The sequence below is a fragment of the Carnobacterium funditum DSM 5970 genome (assembly GCF_000744185.1).
GTDB classification, from domain to species: domain Bacteria; phylum Bacillota; class Bacilli; order Lactobacillales; family Carnobacteriaceae; genus Carnobacterium_A; species Carnobacterium_A funditum.
The window spans coordinates 1,595,953-1,617,781 of sequence record NZ_JQLL01000001.1 but is presented as its reverse complement, the minus strand read 5'-3'; the positions used below and the strand labels follow the sequence as shown (position 1 = coordinate 1,617,781).

General features: G+C 34.7%; 17 protein-coding genes, 1 tRNA gene, 1 pseudogene and 1 other annotated feature. Of the genes and pseudogenes, 4 read left to right on the top strand and 15 right to left on the bottom strand.

What is annotated here, in order from left to right:
• Window positions 1-88: 88 nt before the first annotated feature.
• From BR44_RS07480 to rsmG, 12 genes are all read right to left on the bottom strand, one after another.
• Window positions 89-1,027: an NADP-dependent oxidoreductase gene (locus tag BR44_RS07480; RefSeq protein ID WP_034551640.1), complete on the bottom strand. Its 939-nt coding sequence runs from the start codon at window positions 1,025-1,027 to the stop codon at window positions 89-91.
• A 191-nt stretch (window positions 1,028-1,218) separates the two neighbouring features.
• Window positions 1,219-2,496, bottom strand: a complete 1,278-nt coding sequence (gene serS / locus BR44_RS07475; protein ID WP_034551639.1) for a serine--tRNA ligase — start codon at window positions 2,494-2,496, stop codon at window positions 1,219-1,221.
• A 76-nt stretch (window positions 2,497-2,572) separates the two neighbouring features.
• Window positions 2,573-2,813, bottom strand: a binding site (T-box leader).
• A 545-nt stretch (window positions 2,814-3,358) separates the two neighbouring features.
• On the bottom strand, window positions 3,359-4,678 hold the full coding sequence (locus BR44_RS07470; RefSeq protein ID WP_034551637.1) for a serine hydrolase: 1,320 nt from the start codon (window positions 4,676-4,678) through the stop codon (window positions 3,359-3,361).
• 139 nt (window positions 4,679-4,817) lie between these two features.
• A complete protein-coding gene (locus tag BR44_RS07465; protein ID WP_245592941.1) occupies window positions 4,818-5,975 on the bottom strand; it encodes a sensor histidine kinase in 1,158 nt (385 codons plus the stop codon).
• A gap of 39 nt (window positions 5,976-6,014) precedes the next feature.
• Window positions 6,015-6,707 (bottom strand): response regulator transcription factor CroR, encoded by a 693-nt coding sequence (croR, locus tag BR44_RS07460; protein WP_034551635.1) that lies wholly within the window; start codon window positions 6,705-6,707, stop codon window positions 6,015-6,017.
• Window positions 6,708-6,861: 154 nt separating this feature from the next.
• Entirely contained in the window at window positions 6,862-8,343 is a 1,482-nt protein-coding gene (guaB, locus tag BR44_RS07455) for an IMP dehydrogenase (protein WP_034551634.1), read from the bottom strand.
• Window positions 8,344-8,565: 222 nt separating this feature from the next.
• On the bottom strand, window positions 8,566-9,249 hold the full coding sequence (locus BR44_RS07450; RefSeq protein WP_051912600.1) for a DUF1129 domain-containing protein: 684 nt from the start codon (window positions 9,247-9,249) through the stop codon (window positions 8,566-8,568).
• Between the two features lie 61 nt (window positions 9,250-9,310).
• On the bottom strand, window positions 9,311-10,411 hold the full coding sequence (gene ychF, locus BR44_RS07445; RefSeq protein WP_034551632.1) for a redox-regulated ATPase YchF: 1,101 nt from the start codon (window positions 10,409-10,411) through the stop codon (window positions 9,311-9,313).
• A 43-nt stretch (window positions 10,412-10,454) separates the two neighbouring features.
• Entirely contained in the window at window positions 10,455-10,643 is a 189-nt protein-coding gene (locus tag BR44_RS07440; protein WP_034551630.1) for a DUF951 domain-containing protein, read from the bottom strand.
• A gap of 26 nt (window positions 10,644-10,669) precedes the next feature.
• Window positions 10,670-11,560, bottom strand: a complete 891-nt coding sequence (locus tag BR44_RS07435) for a ParB/RepB/Spo0J family partition protein (RefSeq protein WP_034551629.1) — start codon at window positions 11,558-11,560, stop codon at window positions 10,670-10,672.
• A complete protein-coding gene (locus tag BR44_RS07430) occupies window positions 11,553-12,314 on the bottom strand; it encodes a ParA family protein (RefSeq protein ID WP_034551627.1) in 762 nt (253 codons plus the stop codon). Before BR44_RS07430 ends, BR44_RS07435 begins: the two co-directional genes overlap by 8 nt.
• A 137-nt stretch (window positions 12,315-12,451) precedes the next feature.
• Window positions 12,452-13,168 carry a 16S rRNA (guanine(527)-N(7))-methyltransferase RsmG gene (gene rsmG / locus BR44_RS07425; protein ID WP_034551626.1) on the bottom strand — a complete coding sequence of 239 codons (717 nt, stop codon included), beginning with the start codon at window positions 13,166-13,168 and terminating at the stop codon, window positions 12,452-12,454.
• 1,037 nt (window positions 13,169-14,205) lie between these two features.
• Between rsmG and BR44_RS07420 the strand changes: the two genes are divergently transcribed.
• The 3 genes and pseudogenes from BR44_RS07420 (at window position 14,206) to BR44_RS07415 (ending at window position 16,867) form a co-directional block, all read left to right on the top strand.
• Window positions 14,206-15,999, top strand: coding sequence for a DegV family protein (locus BR44_RS07420; RefSeq protein WP_034551625.1), 1,794 nt, complete (start codon window positions 14,206-14,208; stop codon window positions 15,997-15,999).
• A gap of 297 nt (window positions 16,000-16,296) precedes the next feature.
• Window positions 16,297-16,449: pseudogene (locus BR44_RS11520) on the top strand (DUF1295 domain-containing protein); the annotation flags it as partial.
• Between the two features lie 16 nt (window positions 16,450-16,465).
• On the top strand, window positions 16,466-16,867 hold the full coding sequence (locus tag BR44_RS07415) for a DUF2177 family protein (RefSeq protein WP_034551623.1): 402 nt from the start codon (window positions 16,466-16,468) through the stop codon (window positions 16,865-16,867).
• Window positions 16,868-17,089: 222 nt separating this feature from the next.
• On the opposite strand, the gene BR44_RS07410 is transcribed toward BR44_RS07415, so the two are convergent.
• Together BR44_RS07410 and BR44_RS07405 are read right to left on the bottom strand one after the other, a co-directional pair.
• On the bottom strand, window positions 17,090-17,761 hold the full coding sequence (locus tag BR44_RS07410) for a DUF3159 domain-containing protein (RefSeq protein ID WP_034551621.1): 672 nt from the start codon (window positions 17,759-17,761) through the stop codon (window positions 17,090-17,092).
• A 324-nt stretch (window positions 17,762-18,085) separates the two neighbouring features.
• Window positions 18,086-18,158 (bottom strand) — tRNA-Val (locus BR44_RS07405).
• 159 nt (window positions 18,159-18,317) lie between these two features.
• Here BR44_RS07405 and BR44_RS07400 point away from each other — a divergent pair.
• Complete coding sequence (locus BR44_RS07400; RefSeq protein WP_034551619.1) at window positions 18,318-19,853, top strand: ClC family H(+)/Cl(-) exchange transporter; 1,536 nt, start codon at window positions 18,318-18,320, stop codon at window positions 19,851-19,853.
• A gap of 79 nt (window positions 19,854-19,932) precedes the next feature.
• On the opposite strand, the gene mnmG is transcribed toward BR44_RS07400, so the two are convergent.
• Complete coding sequence (gene mnmG / locus BR44_RS07395; protein WP_034551617.1) at window positions 19,933-21,822, bottom strand: tRNA uridine-5-carboxymethylaminomethyl(34) synthesis enzyme MnmG; 1,890 nt, start codon at window positions 21,820-21,822, stop codon at window positions 19,933-19,935.
• Window positions 21,823-21,829: the final 7 nt, after the last annotated feature.

Below are 21,829 nucleotides of genomic sequence, written 5' to 3'. Positions count from 1 at the left end.
ATATTATATGGTTCTTTTATATAAGAACACAATTATTTTTTAAAAAATAACGATTTATCTAACTATCTTTCATAGGCCATATACTGCCTTAATTAGCAACAATGACGATTTTCCCAAGAGCATGATGTGTTTCACTTAGTTCATGTGCATCATAAATTCCCTTTGCAGAGAGTGGGAATTTTGAACCAATAATTGATTTAACATTTCCCGCTGCCATTAAATCCGCAATCTCTGTTAGCTCTTGTCCATTAGGGTCTAGCCAAATGCTTTCAAATTCTACATCATACTGTTTTCTAACTTCTTCATCAGCAAGACCTACAATAGAAATCATTCGACCCGTTTTTGGTTTCAAGACTTTAAAACTATCATTTTGTATTTCTCCACCCATTGTATCTAAAACTAAATCTACTCCATCTAAAATTTCTGCGAAGTTTTCTGTTTTGTAGTCAATGACTTGATCTGCACCTAATTCAACTAATAATTCACGATTTTTTTTACTAGCCGTGGCAATCACTTTAGCACCAATAGATTTTGCTAACTGAATCGCGTAAGTTCCGACTCCGCCTGCACCAGCATGAATTAAAACTGTTTCACCTTTTTTCAACTTACCATGATCAAATAAACCTTGCCAAGCTGTTAAACCAGCAAGCGGAACAGCTGCTGCTTCTTCAAAACTAACGTTGTCTGGAATTTTAGCAAGTAGAGCTTGATCTACTATTGTGTATTCAGCATACGTGCCAAAACGAGTTGTTTCTGGACGAGCGAAGACTTCATCTCCTACTTTCCAATCTATTACTCCTTCTCCAATTTCGCTAATTACTCCTGCTACATCCCACCCAAGAATAATTGGGAATGGCCAATCCATCATTTGTTGTAGGTAACCTTCACGTAGCTTCCAGTCGATTGGGTTGATAGATGTAGCTTTCACTTCAACAACTACTTGTTTTGCTTTAGCTTTAGGATTTTCTACTTGCATTTCTTTTAATTCTTCTTTGCCACCATAATTTTCAATTACTATTGCTTTCATCATTTTTCCTCCGATATCATTTAGTATACTTATTTTTTGTTAGCTAATATTTAACTTATACTAAATGAATATCGTTCAAATTACCAATTATTTGACTTGAGCTATTTAAAATAAATATACAAAAACGTATTTTAATAGTAGACTAAAAAATCTAGTATCAAGATACGTCTTGAAAGAGTCAGTTATGATTTTTATTTTCTGATTTCAGTAATTCCACCCATATAAGGAATCAAAACTTCCGGAATTTTAACAGTTCCATCTGCTTCTTGATAATTTTCTAAAATAGCAGCAAATGTTCTTCCTACAGCTAATCCCGAACCGTTTAACGTGTGTACGTACTCCAATTTTTCTGTTGCTTCATTACGATAACGAATTTTCGCACGTCTAGCCTGAAAAGCTTCTGTATTTGAACAAGAGCTAATTTCACGATAAACGTCTTGAGCAGGAATCCACACTTCTAAATCATAGGTCTTAGCTGCAGAAAAGCCCATATCTCCAGTACACAGTGCTAAAACTCGATACGGAAGATTTAGTTTTTGTAGCACAGCTTCAGCGTTATTTGTCATTTTCTCGAGTTCATCATATGAATTTTCTGGTTTACTAAACTTAACCATTTCAACCTTATTAAATTGGTGTAGTCGAATTAATCCACGAGTATCTCTTCCGGCACTTCCTGCTTCAGATCTAAATGAAGGGCTTAATGCTGTAAAATAAGCTGGCAACTGTTCTTCTTTTAAAATCTCATTTCGGTAATAATTTGTTAACGGTACTTCTGCTGTTGGTATTAAAGTTAAATCTCTATCTTGAATTTGAAAAACGTCTTCTTTAAACTTAGGAAATTGTCCAGTTCCATACATAGATTCACCATTAACTAGAATAGGTGTAATCATCTCGGTATAACCATGTTCTTCTGTATGCAAGTCCAGCATAAAGTTATAGATTGCACGTTCCAATCGAGCACCGAGTCCTTTATAGAATACAAAACGACTACCAGCAACTTTTGCACCTCGTTCGAAATCAACAATATCAAGTAATTCTGCAATTTCCCAATGGGACTTAACTACGAAATCAACTGTTTTTGGTGTTCCCCATTTTCTTATCTCAAGGTTATCTGCTTCATCATTGCCAACCGGTACAGATTCATGGGGCAAGTTAGGTAACCCTGAAGCAATATCTTCTATTTGATGATCTATTATCTCAAGTTGATTGTCTTTAAGCTTGATTTCGTCTCCAACTTCACGCATTTCTTTAATTTTACTATCTGCATCTTCTTTATTGCGTTTTAAAGAGGCAATTGCTCCTGAAACATCATTACGGTATTTTTTTAAATTTTCTGTTTCAACTAAAAGTTTTCTTCTTTTTTCATCCAATGCCATAAACCTATCTAAAACCTCTTGTTTTACACCACGGTTTACTAATTTAATAGCTATATTCTCATAATCATTGCGTAATTTTTTAACATCTAACATCTCAATCTCTCCTTTTTCATACTATTTTTTCTATCCTATTTAAGCAAACAAAAAAACCACTCCATCCCAAATAAAACACAGGGACGAAATGGCCTTGAATAATCGCGGTACCACCCAAATTTAGAAGTATTTTATAACTCACTTCTACACTTTACATCAGATAACAGTCTGGAGCTGAAACAATTTAGTCAAATTTTATCTTGATTTCATTGTTTACTTCATACGACGGATTCAAATAAATAAACCATCAGTTCGCACCTACCACTGACTCTCTGGTTGTATTTATTTACTTTACTATCTCGCACTACTAACGTTCAAATCTATTTAATTATATGACTACAGTTTACCTAAACTTTGCTGTTAAGTCAACGAAAATAAGCTTTGTCATTTAACACTCTATTATTCTTCTAAATAATTTATAGCTTTTCTAGAAACCTACTAAAAGTTTATTTTAACACTCCTCTCCTTTTGATTCCTTTGCACCTTTTAAGTATAAAAAAATCGATTTATTGGGCTTATAGCACTATTTTTTTACTAGAACAATTTTTGTTTGTCACTTGGCCTTACCTTGTCCGTCTCTGTTCTTTTTTGACAAGCTGAATGAGAAATAGCCTATACTTATCCATTTTCACTAAAATGGATAAGTTAGAAAGACATTATCTGGAAATCATCCGTTTTTGTGAATACAATACAATACTACTATCAAATCAGAGTAAAGAAGGAGGAAAGATTAACACTCCCTTTTGTGAGTTCGTAGTCTAAAAGCCTATTTATGTCATACCTTCCTGATTGATTTATTCAAAAAAAGAACAAATTCCTTATAAAAAGAATTTGTTCTTTCACTTTTTTATTTGATTCTCAACTAAAATAAATCGGAAACAAACACTTTAATCCAGCGTCCAGCTAACACAAAAACATTTGCTTTTTCTACTTCTTCAGAAGCAATAACTTCTACTTTTTCACCTGAATCACCATTGATATAACCTAAATCATCGCCTTTTACTAAAATTTCAGCAGTGCCTAGTTTCGCACCTTTTTTAATGGGTGCTTCTACTTTTTTAGATTCATTCAATGCCTTCTTCTTAGCAGTAAAAGTAACTTCTTTATCTTTCAAGTCCGTGTTAACAGGGACTAACAAAGACATATCTGAAGCTGCTACAACTTTCAAGTTGTCTGTTTTCCCTTTTTCAACTTCTAATGGTTTGATTTCATCTAAACGATCATTTTTTTTATAAACTTGAACTTTCTCCCAATTTGAAAAAGCCCAGTCCATCATTTTGTCGGTTTCTACAAACCGTTTCTGCAAGTCTTTTTGTCCATCAGTAGCATTCATGACTACCGTGATAATACGCATTCCATTTTCTTCTGCTGTTCCCGTGAAGGTCGCTCCAGCAAAATCAGTTGTGCCTGTCTTCAATCCATCAACGTTTTCACGCTCAGACACTAATCCTTTTAGCATCCAATTCCAGTTATCCATTTCGATAAAATCTGAGGTTCCCTCTTTGAAAGTCATTTTAGGAATAGATGTTGTTTCTAATACTTCTGGATAAGACTTCAGTAATTTCTGTGCTACAAGTGCGATAGAACGAGCTGACATAGCATTTTCACTGTTTTCGTTACTACCAGGATACATATGACCCATTAAATCTGAGTTAGATAAACCTGTACTATTGTACAGGTCATAATCTTTAATTCCCCAAGATTCAACTTTTTCTCGCATCATATCCACAAATTCTGGTTCGCTTCCAGCAACCGCTTCAGCCATCGCTACAGTCGCAGCATTTGCGGAATAGATTGCCATCGCTTGATATAATTCTTTAAACGTATACGTTTCATCTTGTCTCAATGGAACATTCGATAAAGAATTGTCTTGACTGAGTTGTTGAGCATAATCACTAATGGGTACAGCTTGATCCCATTTAATATCACCTTTTTCAAGAGCTTCAAAAATAAGGTACTCTGAAATCATCTTCGTCATTGAAGCAATTCCCAATTTTTTATCTCCATTTTGGTTCATTAAAATTTTGCCCGTACTAGGTTCAAGAATAAAGGCCGCTTCAGCTTCAATTTCCGGAGTCGCTGCTGCTGCAGATACTGTTGATGTTAAATTGGAAACGGGAAGGAAGGTTCCAATCATTAATGTAATGACTGTTACCAGTCCAAATTTCATTGTTTTTCTCATTTGATTAAATTCTCCTCAATAAATTTTACGATTTAAATGGGATTTCCCACTCACTTTTCTATGTTAGCGAATTCCAGTGAAAAAAACAACCTTATTTTTCATTATTCGTTAAATGGCGCTTGTTTTTAAATGTATTATCTCATTTTGATTCACGTGAAACAATTCGGGTGTTTTTTTGTCTTGGATGTAGCGGAAAATGTACAATAAATTGAGTCAAGTTTTCATCAGATTTAGCATAGATATAACCGCCATGAAGCTCTACAATACTTTGTGCTATTGCTAGACCTAGACCCGTCCCACCCGTTTCTTGTGACCGGGATTCTTCTACACGATAAAAACGATCAAATAACTGATTTAATGATTGAGCCGGAATAGGGCTACCATCATTGTTAACAGAAACGATGACTTCATTCCCAACTTGTTCAACTTCGATTGAAACCTGTAATCCATCATCTCCATAGTTCAAAGCATTTGAGACTAAATTATTAAATACCCGCACAATCTTTTCTGTATCAGCTTCCATCATAATAATGCTTTGTTTAGAGTTTACTTCAATTTGCATATTTTTCTTTTTAGATTCTAGCTCAAAATCAGCTGCTAATTGTTCTAACAATTGCACCATATCAAATTCACTTAGTGTTAAAGGAGTTGTTGTTTGACGAACTCGTGTATACTCGAACAAATCTTCAACTAATATTTTCATTTGTTTGGCTTTTTTATAAGCGGTGTGCGTATACTTCAATAGTTCTTCTTCATCTTTGTAACTGCCTTGTTCAATTAACCCTAAATAACCAATAATTGATGTCAATGGCGTACGAATATCATGACTAACATTTGTAATGAGTTCATCTTTAGATTGTTCTATCCTACGTTCTTCTTCCATCGCTTGGACAGTACTATCTACCAACACGTGTATGCTCTCTACTACTTTTTTCATATCGCTACTGAAGTCTGTCGCAATTCTGTGTTCATAATGACCATCTGCAATATAATGAAGTTCGCTGATAATATGATTTAGTTGCATTTGTCTATACCGTCTTTTTAGACGCCAATTAATTGCAATCGTTGCAATGATAAAAAGAATGAACCCGAAGAATGGAGTAATCGAAATCACTTGATTGCTCTGAATGCTAATGATTGCATCACCAAATATCCATAGTGAACGGATTATTTCTGGAAAAGCCAATACCACCCGACTAAGAATAATAAATACAGCATAGTATAATAGACCAATCATTCCCATTGTGATTAACCCTTCAAGAATTAACTGACTTTTTTCTTTTCTAGTAATTTTCAAGCTCTGCTTCAACTCCTATACTTTGAACGGCTTTTTAATTTAACGATTTTCAATTTTATACCCTACGCCCCAAACCGTTTGAATGACTTTTTCTCCACCTGTTGCTTCTTCTATTTTGTCACGTAAATGACTAACGTGAACCATAACGGTTTTAGCAGAGATCAAACTTTCTTGTTGCCATACTCTTTCAAAAATTTCATCTGCACTAAATACACGATTTGGATGACTGGCCAATAAATATAAAATCCCGAACTCTAAAGCAGTTAACTGAATGGATTGATTTGTCAGTGTCCAGACTTCGTGAGATTCTTTGCTAATAATTAAAGGACCAATTTCTAATTTATCTAATCCTTCTTCTTGAGCATTCTTATACGTACTCCGCCTCAAGAGTGACTTAATGCGGGCCATTACCTCCAAAGGATTAAATGGCTTTGCTACATAATCATCTGCTCCAGAAATTAATCCTTTAATTTTATCAATATCCGTTGTTTTAGCACTTAACATCAAAATAGGTATCTGTGAATCTTGACGGACAGTTTTAACTACTTCAATCCCATCTAATGTTGGCATCATCACATCTAGTACCATTAAATCAATATCCTTTTGGTTTGTTAGCTTAGCTAATGCATCTTTGCCATTATGAGCCTTCTCTACTTCATAACCTTCATTTTTAATATAAATACTTAACAGTTCAACAATTTCTTTGTCATCATCAACTACTAAAATCTTCATACTTCCACCTCATTTTGGCCATATTTTCATCTAGCATACCAGAAATTACTAAAGTTTTTGTTAAAAAACTAAGTTAGCACAACTGTATAAAGAAACAGTGGCTAACTTAGTTTAGCTAAGCATAAAATTTTAGAAACGGTTTTTACTTATTCTATTATTGAATAGAATAGTTTGGTGCTTCTTTCGTAATTTGGATATCGTGTGGGTGAGACTCTCTTAATCCAGCACCGCTCATTTGAATAAATTGTGCATCATCACGTAGTTGTTTTAAGTTTGCTGCTCCAACGTATCCCATCCCTGATCTTAATCCACCAAGCATTTGGAAGATAATATCTGAAACGCCTCCTTTATAAGCAACTCGTCCCTCAATTCCTTCTGGAACCATTTTATTAGCTTCATTTACGCCACTTTGGAAATAACGGTCACTTGACCCATGCTCCATTGCAGCTAAACTACCCATTCCGCGATAGGTTTTAAAACGACGCCCTTGGAAAATTTCAAATTCCCCAGGAGATTCATCTGTTCCTGCTAACATACTCCCTAACATGACAGCATGTCCACCGGCTGCTAGCGCCTTAACGATATCTCCAGAATATTTAATCCCACCATCAGCAATAATAGTACGACCGTATTCTCGAGCAACTTCTGCTGCATCATAAATAGCGGTAAGTTGAGGAACACCTACTCCTGCAACAACACGAGTTGTACAAATAGATCCAGGACCAATTCCAACTTTAACAACATCAACACCAATATCATATAGCGCTCTAGTTGCTTCTCCAGTAGCTACATTCCCAGCAATTAATGTAATCCCAGGGAATGCATCACGTATTTCCTTAATTTTACGTATAACTCCGGCACTGTGTCCGTGCGCAGTATCCACAATAATTGCATCAACACCTGCATCAATTAAAGACTGCGTCCGTTCAAATGTATCCGTAGTAACACCAACAGCTGCTGCTACTAACAAGCGACCGTGACTATCTTTTGCTGCATTAGGAAACTCAAGAATTTTTTCAATATCTTTAATGGTAATCAATCCGCTTAAACGACCAGTTTCGTCAACAATTGGTAATTTTTCGATTTTGTGTTTTTGTAGAATTTCTTCTGCTTCTTTCAATGAAGTTCCTTTGGGAGCGACAACTAAATGATCTTTTGTCATAATATCATTAATCGGCGTAGTATAGTCCGTAACAAAACGCAAATCACGATTCGTTAATATCCCTACTAAGATACGATCTTCCATATTATCAACAATTGGAACACCGCTAATACGGTAACGTCCCATCAATTTTTCAGCATCAGAAATTAAGTGAGTGGGAGTTAAGAAGAAAGGATCTATAATGACGCCACTTTCAGAACGTTTTACTTTTCTGACTTCGCCGGCTTGTTCTTCTGCACTCATATTTTTATGAATAACACCTAATCCACCTTGACGAGCCATAGCAATAGCCATGTTTGAATCAGTAACGGTATCCATGCTGGCACTCATAATTGGAACATTCAATTTAATATTTTTAGCTAATTGAATACTCAAATCAACTTCATTTGGTAAAACATGACTTTCGGCAGGAACCAATAAAACATCATCAAACGTGAAGCCTTTTTTTACAAATTTCGTTTCCCAATTCGACATTTAGTTAAACACTCCTTTTTATTTTCCACTTAAAATCCGGTTAATATTTTACTTACAAAAATAACAGAGATACAACCGTCCGTCAAGACTAGTTTTTAAAAATGAAGTGCCTCTAATGATCCACTCTATTTTTTTAGGTTGAAACTTAGATTTTTAAGGTGAAATTGTTAGAAAAAGCTTTTAAACTCTTTGACCTGTTAAGAGTTTAAAAGCCTTATTTTTTTAGAATAAACCACCATGAATATCCAATTTACGCTTAAAGTATATCTTAGCTGCAAACGCCGCTATCCCAATAGCAATATTAACACCTGCTGACATCAAAATGTTGATAGAACTTGGAATAAGAGCCATTGAAACGGTCATAACAAACATCCAACCTAACATGCCAGCTGTTGAGATTAGTATATAGCGGAATGTACTTATTTTTTTGTCTTTATTTTTATCAGGTACATTTTTAGAAATCAATAGAATAACAAAACCACCGATAATAAAGTTTAAAATCATGGTTATTATACCCATTTCAGACCCTTGCCCACTACCAATGAAAGCAGATAACCCAGTAATCAAAGCAAACATAGCTCCCATTAATAAACCACCATCTAACACGATTTTCCAGTCTTCAGAACGTCCTTTATCCTTTTCTTTTGGAGAAGCTAATAATACATTCGTGTATTCTGTTACCGTTCCATATAATTGACGAGCTGTTTGACCAGATTTTTGACCTTTAATTAAGCTCTTTAACATCTCATTATAGACAGCGTCGCGTTTTTCTTCAGAAATATTCGCTGCAATCAAAGCTTTATCCAAGTTCATCATGTATTGCTCGTTTCTTTTAGTCAACTCTTGAAAGAGTTTTTTATTTTCTTCTTGTACAGCTGCTTGTTCATTTATGTTTTCTACTACCAATCGAAAAGCCTCCTTATTGAATCTTACAAATTAATCATAGGTAGAGCTATTAACTCTCTTATTATACATTAAAGCGGAACAACATAACATCTCCATCTTGAACAATGTACTCTTTTCCTTCTGATCTGACACGTCCAGCTTCCTTGGCAGCTTGCATGTTTTCATATTTATTTAAGTCTTCAAACGAAACCGTTTCTGCACGTATGAATCCTCTTTCGAAATCTGTATGGATAACTCCAGCGGCTTGAGGAGCTTTCATTCCCTGTTTAAACGTCCAAGCTCTTACTTCTTGAACCCCAGCTGTAAAATAAGTTGCCAATCCTAGTAATGAATAAGTCGAACGAATCAATTTATCCAATCCTGATTCTGCAATTCCAAGATCTTCTAAAAACATTCCTTTTTCATCATCTTCTAATTCAGCAATTTCTTCTTCAATTCGAGCACAGACAACAACCACTTCAGATTTCTCGTTTTCAGCAAATTCACGAACTAATTTTACGTATTTGTTATTATCTACATTTGCTACTTCTTCTTCGGCAACGTTGGCTACATATAAAACAGGTTTTGTAGTTAACAAGAATAATTGTTGAACATATTTTTCTTCTTCTTCATCAAAATCAAGTGTCCGAGCAGACTCGCCTTTTTCTAGTGTAGCTATCACTTTTTCTAAGATAGCCGCTTCTATTAAAGCTTCTTTATCTTTTGTTCTAGCAATTTTAGCTACTCGAGTATAGCGTTTTTCAACAGATTCAAGATCTGCTAGAATCAATTCGAGATTTATCGTTTCAATGTCTGATAAGGGATCAACTTTACCCGTTACATGAGTGATGTTATCGTCATCAAAACAACGCACTACATGACAAATAGCATCTACTTGACGAATGTTGGCTAAAAATTTATTCCCTAAACCTTCTCCTTTACTCGCACCTTTCACGATACCAGCAATATCTGTAAATTCGAATGTTGTTGGTACAGTCTTTTTAGGTACAACTAACTCCGTTAAACGATCTAAACGGTAATCAGGTACTTCAACAACTCCTACATTGGGATCGATTGTAGCGAACGGATAATTTGCTGCTTCTACTCCTGCTTTTGTTATTGCGTTGAAAAGAGTTGACTTTCCTACGTTTGGTAATCCTACAATTCCTGCTGTTAATGCCATTCTTATTTCACTCTTTCTTTTCATATTTTAGTTTAGTGCCTTATTATTTTTTCTCAGTATGTTCCAATACTTTTTTCATCTTCTTTTCAAATTCTCTTCTTGGCATCATCACCATGTGTCCACACTTTAAACATTTGATACGAATATCCATACCCATCCTAATAATTTCCCAGCGATTTTCTCCACATGGATGAGCTTTTTTCATTTCAACCACATCATTTAGATCATACATCTCTTCACACTCCTGTTTCAATTTACCTATTCATCATCAAATTGAATATCTAGAACATCTAAAATACGAGTTAAATCTTCGGTCGAAAGATACTCAATTTCGATTTTTCCTTTTTTATCTTTTTCGTGAATTATAACAGACGTTCCAAACTTGTCCATTAATCTTTCTTCACTTTCACGAATATAGTAAGGTTTTTTAGCTGTTTTTTCTGTTTTCTCAATTTGTTCTTTAGGATGATTCATTTTGTTAACTAATTGCTCTAATTGACGAACCGTTAAATTTTCTTTCATGACCTTTTTGGCTAGTTTAACGATTTGTTTCTTATCTTTTAGCCCTAATAACGTTCGCGCTTGTCCCATTGAGATATCATTAGCTTGAAGCATTTGTTTGACTATTTCTGGCAAGCCTAGTAATCTCAAATAATTTGCAATGTATGGACGGCTCTTCCCTAAACGAGCAGCTACATCTTCTTGTGTTAATTTCAACTTTTTCATCAACATATCATAAGCTTCTGCTTCTTCAAGTGACGTTAAGTCTTCTCTTTGTAAGTTCTCTAAAACAGCAACTTCCATCATTTTTTCTTCATCAAATTCACGGATGATTGCAGGTATCGTTGACTTGCCTGCTAGCTTAGAAGCTCTAAAACGTCGTTCCCCTGCAATGATTTCATAACCTTTAATCGTTGATTCACGTAAAATTATAGGTTGGAATACGCCAGATTGTTTGATTGAACGAGCCAATTCATTGAGCGCTTCTTCATCAAAAGTTTTACGAGGCTGATAAGGATTGGGCCGAATTTCTTCTAAATTAATCTCTTGAATCCGTTCACTTGAGACATCAATTTTATCCAAGTCAGAGTACTCACTAAAAAGAGCGTCAATTCCTCTGCCTAGACCTTTACTATTTTTATTAACCATTCGCTAACACTTCCTTTGCTAACTCCATATAAACTTCTGCTCCTCTTGAGCGCGGATCATAATCAATAATGGATAAGCCATGACTTGGAGCTTCCGACAAACGGACATTGCGAGGAATAATGGTCTTGTATACCTTCTCGCGGAAATATTTTTTAACCTCATCGACTACTTCATAACCAAGGTTGGTTCTTGCATCTAACATCGTCAACAATACGCCTTCAATTTTCAAATCTGGGTTGAAGTGTTTTTGCACTAAACGAACGGTATTCAATAACTGGCTTAATCCCTCAAGAGCATAATATTCGCATTGAACTGGGATTAAAATTGTATCGCTTGCTGTAAATGCATTGATGGTTAAGTGGCCTAATGAAGGTGGACAATCGATTAGAACAAAATCGTAGTCATCCGAAATCTTGGCTAACGCTTGTTTTAATCTAGTCTCACGTGCCATTTGATTCGTCAGTTCAATCTCTGCACCGGCTAATTGAATTGTAGCGGGCACAACCCATAAGTTTTCTCTAGAAGAAGGCAACACAACTTCTTCAATTGGGGTTTCATTTACTAAAATATCATAGATATCTTTTTCTACATCAACTTTACGAACACCTAACCCGCTAGTTGCATTTCCTTGAGCATCAATATCGACCAATAAGACTTTTTTACCAGAATAAGCCAAACAAGCGCCTAAATTGACTGTTGTAGTAGTTTTCCCCACTCCGCCTTTTTGGTTTGCGACTGCTATAATTCGTGCCATTCTTTTCCCTCCATCTATGATTGTGACTGTATCTTGTTTTTAAAAAATTAAAAAAAGAGAAAGAATACAAGTGCGTATCTTTCTCTTACGCATTTGTTCCAAATGATCCATCATTTTTCGCTCTTTATTCAATTTTTTTATAAAGGACTTTTGTTAGGTGTTCCTGGTTTTCTTGGGTATTTTTTGGGTGTCTCTTTTTTCTTATCTATTAATAGGATGTGTCTTTCCCCTGCCTCTTTAGGTAATTCAAAAATAAATTCTTTTCGAAACTTCCCGCCAAGTGTTGCAATAGCTTTTTTACTTTCTTTCATTTCACTATCGCTACTACTAGCTTTTAAAGCTATGAAAATTCCACCTTTTTTTACCAACGGTAAGCATAACTCGGCTAAAACACTCATCCGAGCAACAGCACGAGCTGTTACAAAATCAAATGTTTCACGAAACTGTTGATTTTGACCGAACAATTCAGCACGATCATGATAAAAATGAACATCCTCTAATTGTAACGTTTCTGCTAAAATAGTCAAAAATTGAATTCTTTTATTTAAAGAATCTACAATTGTTACTTTCAATTTTGGGAAAATAATTTTTAGGGGGATGCTCGGAAACCCAGCACCAGCACCTACATCACATAAGCTTTGGACCCCTTTATTAAAATCCATATACAATCCAGCTGTTATTGAATCGTAAAAGTGCTTTAAATAGACTTCTTCACTTTCAGTAATCGCGGTTAAATTAATTTTTTCATTCCATTCTTGCAAAAGTATCAAATAATTATCAAACTGCTTCATTTGTTTCTCGTTAACGTCAATCCCTTTATTCTGAAGGGCTAATTTAAACTCTTCCGGATTCATAAGACAACTCCTTTGATAGTGTGAAACACTAATTTGTTTCACAGGTTCATCTGTCTAACTGTATAACAAATCAAGTCTAAGTGCAATGCCTAAACCACATTTTTTATGATAAATTTTATAAATAAATAAAGATTAAACGGTTAGTCACATCGAATTTTTTAAAATAAAATTCGTTATGATCCCAACTAATAGGCATGTAACAGTTTAATATCATTTAAAAAAACTTGTTATTTTAGTATATTATTTAGTATGTTATATAGAAGAAAAATTTCATCTCACACAACCTACCACATTACATCATTCGAATAAATTAACTTTATGATAGAAAAAACACCAAAGTCGAATATATAAGTGAATTCGTATATAGTGGTCGTGATTTAGAAATGTAGCATGTTACTAATTTCATGGATCTTCACTGATTTTTGATGTATAAGACTCTACCTAGAATCGTTAAATAAGAAAAAAACCTCTCTTGACTAACAAAATTTAACAAGCAACTATCATATACCCATTCAAGTATCCAATCAATTTCAGGTAGAAAGTGTCTTATCCTATTTTCTCCCTCAGTATATTTCAGAGCATTAAATGATTGCAATGGATTTGCCCCACCATTCAAAATACCGATAATGGATAGCAGGTGTTAATTAGTGAGTTATGCTGAAGTTGAAAGACCCATCTACAGTAACTAGAAGGCTTGGAAGATAATCTTATCTGCTAGGTTGGTTAGATGGTTACTCACGCAAAGTATTAGACCATAGAACCCCGGCCTTAGTTGCTTGACACATTTTGGAAAACAAGCTATGTTTAATTTAACACCTAACAATATTTATTGAAAACATTAATTATCAAACTAATTGAAATGTAGTAACGAAAAGGGCATAAATTCATAGTAAAAGCCCAAATTATTCGTAAAATCATTCTAACTTATGCGAGTTAATATTATACACATGATTTAGGCTGTATAATTAGTGATTTAAATGCACTCTTTTGATATTTTAATTTCATAATAAGTGCAGCCGTGGGAGGAAGAGGGAATAATGGTAATTACCAATATAACTAGTGGCGATATGTATAATGCATTTTTACATGGAGCACATGAAGTAGTTTCAAATAGACAATTTTTAAACAGGATAAATGTATTTCCAATACAAGATGGTGACACTGGTACTAACCTTTCTTCATTGATGGAAACAATTATCAATGATTCAACGAAGGGTGAGACGGTTAAACAGACCTTAGAATCTTTTTCTGATGCTGCAATACGAGGGGCTAGAGGGAATTCAGGTATAATATTTGCCCAATATATCTACGGATTAAGCATGGAAATATCTGATCAAGAATTTATAGATTACAATCAATATGCTTCAGCTAGTAGAAAAGCAGCTGACTATGCATATGAGTCAATAGAACAACCTATTGAAGGTACTATCTTAACGGTTATGAGAGAATGGGGAGAAGCTTTAAACCGACATGATGGTTCAAATAATAACATTACAGAACTCATGTCCTCAGCAACAGAAGTATTGAATGCGGCAGTGACAAAGACACAATATCAATTAAAAGAGCTAAGAAAAGCAAGAGTTGTTGATGCAGGCGCCAGCGGTTTCGCCTTTTTTATCCATGGCATGCTAGAATACTTTAAAAAAGGGAATCTGATAGATATAGAATCCATTAATAAAGTACAAAGAGAAACCATCCACGTCGCAGTTGAACACGACATGAATTCTAAGATTACTTATAGGTATTGTACAGAATGTTTACTAAGAGGAAATGAATTAGACACAAAAAACATGAAGAAGATTTTAAATAATTTAGGTGATTCTTTAGTAGTTGCAGCGAATAATAACCAAATGAGAATTCATATCCATTCCAACGAACCAGAGCGTGTATTTGAAATACTTCGTCAAAATGGCAATATAGAATACCAAAAAGTAGATGATATGAAAAAACAACAAGATGTTGTATTGAGAAGAAAATCAGACATAGCTCTATTGACAGATAGTATAGCCGATATCCCTCAAGAGTTTATAGATAGGGAACAAATTCATATCATCAATATGAATATATTATTCGAGAAGACTTCCTTTATTGATAAATTAACTATAACGCCTGAACAACTATTGGATTATTCTAAAGACAGTAAAGACTTACCGACATCGTCACAACCGGATGAAAAGACAATAGAAAATATTTTGATTTATCTTTCTACTTATTATAAATCCTTGGTTATTATGACAGTTTCCAAGCAATTAAGCGGCACTTACAATACGATTAACAGAGTGGCTAAGAGAACGAAGTTTAATAACTTTAAAATAGATGTTATAGACACAAAACAAAATTCAGGAGCCCAAGGATTATTGGTCGCAAAAGCTGCTGATTTAATTGGTCAAGGCTATAAACACAATGAAATAGTCAATATAGTAACTAATGATATACCAAAAAGTAAAATATTAGTTCGTGTAAAAACCTTAGATAATATGATAAAATCTGGCCGCTTAAGCACAACTATGGGTAGAATAGGGAAAAAAGTTGGATTAAAACCCATTGTAACCTTGGATGAGGCAGGCGAGGGGAAACTGGATAGTATTTCTTTTACAACTAAAGGTAGTCTCAACAAGTTGGTGCAACATGTTAGGAAAATAATGAAAAGTAACACTATAGAATCATATAATATTGTTCACATCAATAATTTAGAAGAGGCCAAAGAATTAGAGCATTTATTCACAGGATTAATTGGTAAAGAACCTAGATATATTGTGGAGACTTCATCAGTTGTAGCTGTAGGGGCTGGCGCTGGAGCAGTTGCACTATCTTATATACTAAAAAAATAGGTGGTTTAAACTTATCTAATTACAAGTATTTGTAGTTTTATTTATTTGCACTTTTTATCGTAAGGAAAATTATAAAGAACCATTACATTATTGACATTGGTGGGAATTTGGATTTATTGTTGCGGCTGGCTATATTTTTATATTCGGTGAAGTCTTGGAGCTTCAACATAATGTAACAATGCTACATTATGTTGAAGCTCCAAGTTAACCGTCCATCCTGTGAAACGAAACATAGGTAAATCATAGAATTATAAGTCTATCCACATGAGAAAATGATGAAAAAATAAATGGTCGCTAGTCTGTGGGTCTTTGTTAATGACAACCTTTATTGTATTCGTTTCTGGCGTCAGGATGTTGGAAAAGAAATATAAAGGACGAGCAGATTACGATGCTTATCAATTGAGAACAAATACTTTTATTCCTTGGTTTCCTAAAAATAACCACTCATAAAAGGAGGAGAATAATTATGTGGGAATTATTAACACAATATTTAATAGCCTTTGTTACATTTCTAATTATTGATCTTATTTGGCTAGTGTTTATTGCTAAAGATTTGTATCAACGGGAGCTGGGTTTTATTATGAGTGCTAAACCTAATTGGGTTGCCGCCATTATTTTCTATTTAATTTTTATAGCTGGATTATTGTTTTTTGTAATTAATCCCGCAATAGAAAACAATAGTTGGACATATGCTTTATTTGCAGGAATGTTCCTAGGACTGTTAACCTATGCTACCTATGACTTAACCAATTTAGCAACTCTAAAAGATTGGCCTCTTAAGATTACTATCATTGACCTGATTTGGGGAACCTCTTTAGGGGGAGCTGTTTCTACTATTACATTTTTTATAGCTAGATTATTTAATTAAGTTGTTTCTGATAAAGCTGATAAATAAAACATGCCCGTTAATGATTTATAAATCATTAACGGGCATGTTTTATTTACTATTCGCTTATGTCCACTCTTAGTAGCTCTAATTAGGAGCACCATTTGTTAACCTCGAAACTGCCATCAGTAAACGATTCAGTAAATTTTAACACTCTTTTGAAGTTCATTTTTCTCATTCTTTTAAAAAAATGTATTTACACGTTTAAAACCCTTTTTTCTGACCTTCCCATGGTGGATTTTTTCCTTCTTGAAACTCATCTATACCAGGCCCACCTAATCTTTTAAGTCTCCATACTCCATAAATTAGTGTTAAAATTAACACTGTCAGAGTTGCTGGAAAACCAAGTAAAATACTTGCCCATCCTAACTCCGTTAAGTTCCCTCTGTTATATAGAAATATTTGAAGAATCATTCTTCCTAAAAATAAAATTGCCCATACAACTGTTACTTCTCTATAAGCTGGTTTTATATCATCTCTTAAAAACCAATCAAAGTGCCAACCTCTTGATAGATGACTTAAAATTGCTGCAAGAGGTTTTCCAACAAAAACACTTATAATAGATACTAAAAATAAACCTCCACTCCCTATTATCTTAGGCACAAAATAATTTGCTGCCTCGTCCGCAATTAATGCAAATCCAGAAGCCAGAGCTACCCCGGCAATACCTCCCAGAGCATAAAGAATCTTTTCTTTTTTTAAAAACCTAAATAGAGCTAAAATAGAAGCAATAGATAGAGCCAGTATGATTCCTTCTTTAAGTCCGAACAGATTATTTCCTATTACATATATTATCGGTGGAATAACCGCATCTATTGTCTTTCCGGATAAAAAATGCTTTAATTCATCTCCAATATCCTTAACTAATTTTTTCATTTTTTCTCCTTTAAATCTTTACTAAATTATAGCATACATCATCTGACTTAATAACTTTAAAGGTAGCTTTCGCTACTGCGTGATTATAGGATGCCTTTTCATACTCAAGGAACTGCGAATCTCACAACGAAAACTCTGCGATCACAGGTCATAAGACGGAAAATTACAATAAAATTTTATTAGGAAATTTAGAAGGTGGCTTTCGTACGATGGCAATCGAGGATGGACCAGTAAGTAGAAAAGGGGGTGACAAAAAAATAAGCCCTAAAACATGGCGGAAAATCACTTATGCCAAAATTTTAAGGGCTTCTATCCAATTCGTTATGGTCCCAACTGGGCTCGAACCAGCGACCCCTACCTTGTCGAGGTAGTGCTCTCCCAACTGAGCTATGGAACCTTTGTTTATTAAAGTATCCGCTATCAATTATACCCTACTCTCGTTATTAAAGCAAAGTAATTTTTCTTAATTACCTATTAACCTTGTTTCTGTCCACCTAAAAGTAGTAGTATGGTTAAGTGAGACTTAAAATATATTTTAGAGAAGGAAGATTAACGCATGAAAAGATTGTTCACTACACTTAAAGATCGACGAATCCGATACATCACTAAAGCAATAGTAGTTGGGGTGTTGGTGGGCTTCATCGTAAGTTTATTCCGTTTAGGTGTAGAAATTATTTTTGAAAATATTATCCTTTTATACACATTTTTCCATTCAGAACCTCTATGGTTGATTCCTTGGACTTTTATCTCCATTACTATCGCTATTATTATTGGTTTATTTGTTAAAAGCGACCCAGACATTAAAGGGAGTGGGGTTTCTCAAGTAAAAGGTCAAGTTCAAGGTATTATTCATGTTCAATGGTGGTCTGTCCTATGGAAAAAATTCATCGGCGGACTATTAGCTATAGGATCTGGACTTTTTCTTGGTAGAGAAGGTCCTTCTATTCAATTAGGAGCTTCAGTGGGATTGGGTGTCAGCAAATTAACAAAAGGAGATGAAACAGAAGAGAAGGTTTTATTATCGAGTGGAGCTGGAGCAGGTTTAGCAGCTGCTTTTAATGCACCTATAGCAGGATTAATGTTTATATTGGAAGAAGTTCATCACAACTTCTCTCCTTTAGTTGCTATAACAACATTTACATCAGCGGTTGTTGCCAACTTCGTCTCTTTAAACTTTTTTGGTTTAGCTCCTATATTGGACATCGGAACAGTAACAAATCTTCCACTTAAATATTATATTTACTTGCCATTATTAGGAATTCTCCTCGGTTTTGGAGGCTGGATTTACTCTAAAGTTTTATTAGATATCCTTCCAAAATTTTATCAATTATTTTCCTTTATTCCTGAGCATTTTAATTCGGTTATTCCTCTTTTACTAATTATCCCAATGGGCTTTTATTTGCCAGAACTGATTGGAGGGGGGCATGGGATTATTTCGCAACTGCCGAAGTGGAATTTATCTCTATCTATTTTAGTTGGATTATTTGTTTTTCGTTTTATTTTCTCGATGATATCTTATGGAGCTAGTGTTCCTGGAGGTATTTTCTTACCCATTTTATCTCTGGGTGCCATTCTTGGTGCGCTATTTGCTCAATTTATGATTTATTATTTTAAAATGGATGCTCAGTATTTAACTCATTTTATTTTATTTGCTATGGCTGGTTACTTTACTGCTATAGGGAAAGCGCCTTTAACAGCTATCTTATTAGTTACTGAAATGGTTGGAGGCTTGAATCAATTAATGCCGTTAGCAGTTGTTTCTTTAACAGCGTATATGATGGCCGACTTCTTAGGAGTTAAACCAATCTACGAAAGTTTATTGAAAAATTTAATTCCGGATGACGATAATGTAGTAGTGAGCAAACCTCACTCTTTTGTGCATACTATCGGACCTGATAGCCTTTTATCTAGAAAAGCTATCAATGACGTGGAATGGCCAGAAGAAATCATCATCTCCTCCATGCGTAGGGGGAATGAATATATCTTTCCTCATGGACACACTATTATTCATGTTGGTGATCATCTTATTATTACTTGTGATTTAAAGAATGCTAATGCTATTCAAGATTTATTAAACGAAAAAAAAATCTAATTTACTGAATGAATAAAAGCCGGTACAATTAAGTTAATCCTTAATTGTACCGGCTTTTATTGTAGCTATTATTCTATCCCTATACTTTTACAATTTTTCCTTGTTCTACATAAACCATTAAAACTGAAATATCAGCTGGATTAACGCCACTAATACGGCTTGCTTGTGCAATCGTTTCAGGTTGAATAAGTGTTAATCGTTGTTTTGCTTCGGTTGCAATTCCATTGATAACCGAATAATCAATATTCTCTGGAATTCGTTTATTTTCCATTCTTTTTAGCTTGTCTACTTTTTGAATGGCTTTTTTTATATAACCTTCATACTTTACTTGGATTTCAATTTGTTCTTCTACATCTCTAGGCAACGTTTCGTCTAATGGAGCAAATTTAAGAATATCCCAGTATGAAATTTCTGGTCGACGTAAGAAATCAAGTGCTAAAATGCCATCTTTTAATGGCGAGATATTTTTTGCTGTTAAAAAATCTTGAATTTCTACTGTTGGTTTCAATCGAATATGACCTAAACGATTCAACTCTTGTTCTACTTTTTCCTTTTTTAAAAGAAGGGCATCGTAGCGCTCTTTTGAAGCTAAGCCTAATTGGTAACCTATTTCTGTTAAACGGAAATCAGCGTTATCATGGCGTAGCAACAACCGGTATTCCGCTCTTGATGTCAATAACCGATATGGCTCATTTGTCCCTTTTGTTACTAAGTCATCAATCATTACGCCGATATAACCTGCACTACGTTTCATCACAAAAGGTTCTTTGCCTTGAATTTTAAGAACAGCATTAATCCCTGCCATAATCCCTTGGCCCGCAGCTTCTTCATATCCTGATGTCCCGTTCATTTGTCCGGCTGTAAAAAGATTTTCAACCGCTTTTGTTTCTAATGAAGGACGCAACTGGTGAGGAACAACGACATCGTATTCAATTGCATAGCCACTTCTCATCATTTCAGCATTCTCTAAGCCTTCAATCGTGTGCAGAATATCTTCTTGGACATCTTCAGGAAGCGAAGTAGATAGACCTTGTACATAAACTTCTTCTGTATGGCGACCTTCTGGCTCTAAGAACAACTGATGTCTTGGTTTATCACTGAAACGTACGACTTTATCTTCAATTGACGGACAGTAACGTGCTCCGACTCCTTCAACAATACCTGTAAACATTGGTGCACGATACAAATTTTCTTGAATGATGTTATGTGTCTTTTCATTTGTATAAGTTAACCAACAAGATAGTTGATCTTTTAGATAAACGTTATTTGATGTCTCGTAGCTAAAGTGATTCACTTTTATATCACCTGGTTGTTCTGCTGTTAACTCATAGTTAATGGTAGACGCCTTAACCCGTGGGGGCGTTCCTGTTTTAAATCTATTTAGTTCAAAGCCGTGTTCGATTAGATTTTCTGAAAGTTTAATTGAAGGTTGAGAATTATTTGGACCTGAAGAATATTTCAATTCACCAATAATGATTTGTCCACGAGAAGAGGTGCCTGCTGTTAAAATAACAGCTTTTGCACGGTAGATAGCTCCAGTATGCGTAATAATCCCTTTACAAATACCATCTTCTATAATTAATTCTTCTGCAATTCCTTGTTTTAAAACGAGATTTTCAGTCGTTTCAATCGTGCGCTTCATTTCATTTGCATACATAAATTTGTCTGCTTGTGCACGTAAAGCTCTCACAGCTGGGCCTTTACCAGTATTCAACATCCTCATTTGGATATATGTTTTGTCAATGTTATGTCCCATTTCTCCACCAAGAGCGTCTATTTCTCGAACGACAACTCCTTTAGCTGGACCACCTAATGATGGATTACATGGCATAAAAGCAATCATATCTAAGTTAAGAGTAATTAATAATGTTTTGCTCCCCATTCTTGCCGAAGCTAAAGCTGCTTCAGAACCAGCATGTCCTGCTCCTACTACTATAATATCAAAACTACCTGCTTCGTATTGTTGCATCAAATCA

What these genes read in the sequence shown, in the direction of transcription:
- BR44_RS07480 (WP_034551640.1), bottom strand. Translation starts at nt 1,027, where the DNA reads ATGAAAGCAATAGTAATTGAAAATTATGGTGGCAAAGAAGAATTAAAA.
- serS (WP_034551639.1), bottom strand. Translation starts at nt 2,496, where the DNA reads ATGTTAGATGTTAAAAAATTACGCAATGATTATGAGAATATAGCTATT.
- BR44_RS07470 (WP_034551637.1), bottom strand. Translation starts at nt 4,678, where the DNA reads ATGAGAAAAACAATGAAATTTGGACTGGTAACAGTCATTACATTAATG.
- croR (WP_034551635.1), bottom strand. Translation starts at nt 6,707, where the DNA reads ATGAAGATTTTAGTAGTTGATGATGACAAAGAAATTGTTGAACTGTTA.
- guaB (WP_034551634.1), bottom strand. Translation starts at nt 8,343, where the DNA reads ATGTCGAATTGGGAAACGAAATTTGTAAAAAAAGGCTTCACGTTTGAT.
- ychF (WP_034551632.1), bottom strand. Translation starts at nt 10,411, where the DNA reads ATGGCATTAACAGCAGGAATTGTAGGATTACCAAACGTAGGAAAGTCA.
- BR44_RS07440 (WP_034551630.1), bottom strand. Translation starts at nt 10,643, where the DNA reads ATGTATGATCTAAATGATGTGGTTGAAATGAAAAAAGCTCATCCATGT.
- BR44_RS07435 (WP_034551629.1), bottom strand. Translation starts at nt 11,560, where the DNA reads ATGGTTAATAAAAATAGTAAAGGTCTAGGCAGAGGAATTGACGCTCTT.
- BR44_RS07430 (WP_034551627.1), bottom strand. Translation starts at nt 12,314, where the DNA reads ATGGCACGAATTATAGCAGTCGCAAACCAAAAAGGCGGAGTGGGGAAA.
- rsmG (WP_034551626.1), bottom strand. Translation starts at nt 13,168, where the DNA reads ATGAATCCGGAAGAGTTTAAATTAGCCCTTCAGAATAAAGGGATTGAC.
- BR44_RS07420 (WP_034551625.1), top strand. Translation starts at nt 14,206, where the DNA reads ATGGTAATTACCAATATAACTAGTGGCGATATGTATAATGCATTTTTA.
- BR44_RS07415 (WP_034551623.1), top strand. Translation starts at nt 16,466, where the DNA reads ATGTGGGAATTATTAACACAATATTTAATAGCCTTTGTTACATTTCTA.
- BR44_RS07410 (WP_034551621.1), bottom strand. Translation starts at nt 17,761, where the DNA reads ATGAAAAAATTAGTTAAGGATATTGGAGATGAATTAAAGCATTTTTTA.
- BR44_RS07400 (WP_034551619.1), top strand. Translation starts at nt 18,318, where the DNA reads ATGAAAAGATTGTTCACTACACTTAAAGATCGACGAATCCGATACATC.
- mnmG (WP_034551617.1), bottom strand. Translation starts at nt 21,822, where the DNA reads ATGCAACAATACGAAGCAGGTAGTTTTGATATTATAGTAGTAGGAGCA.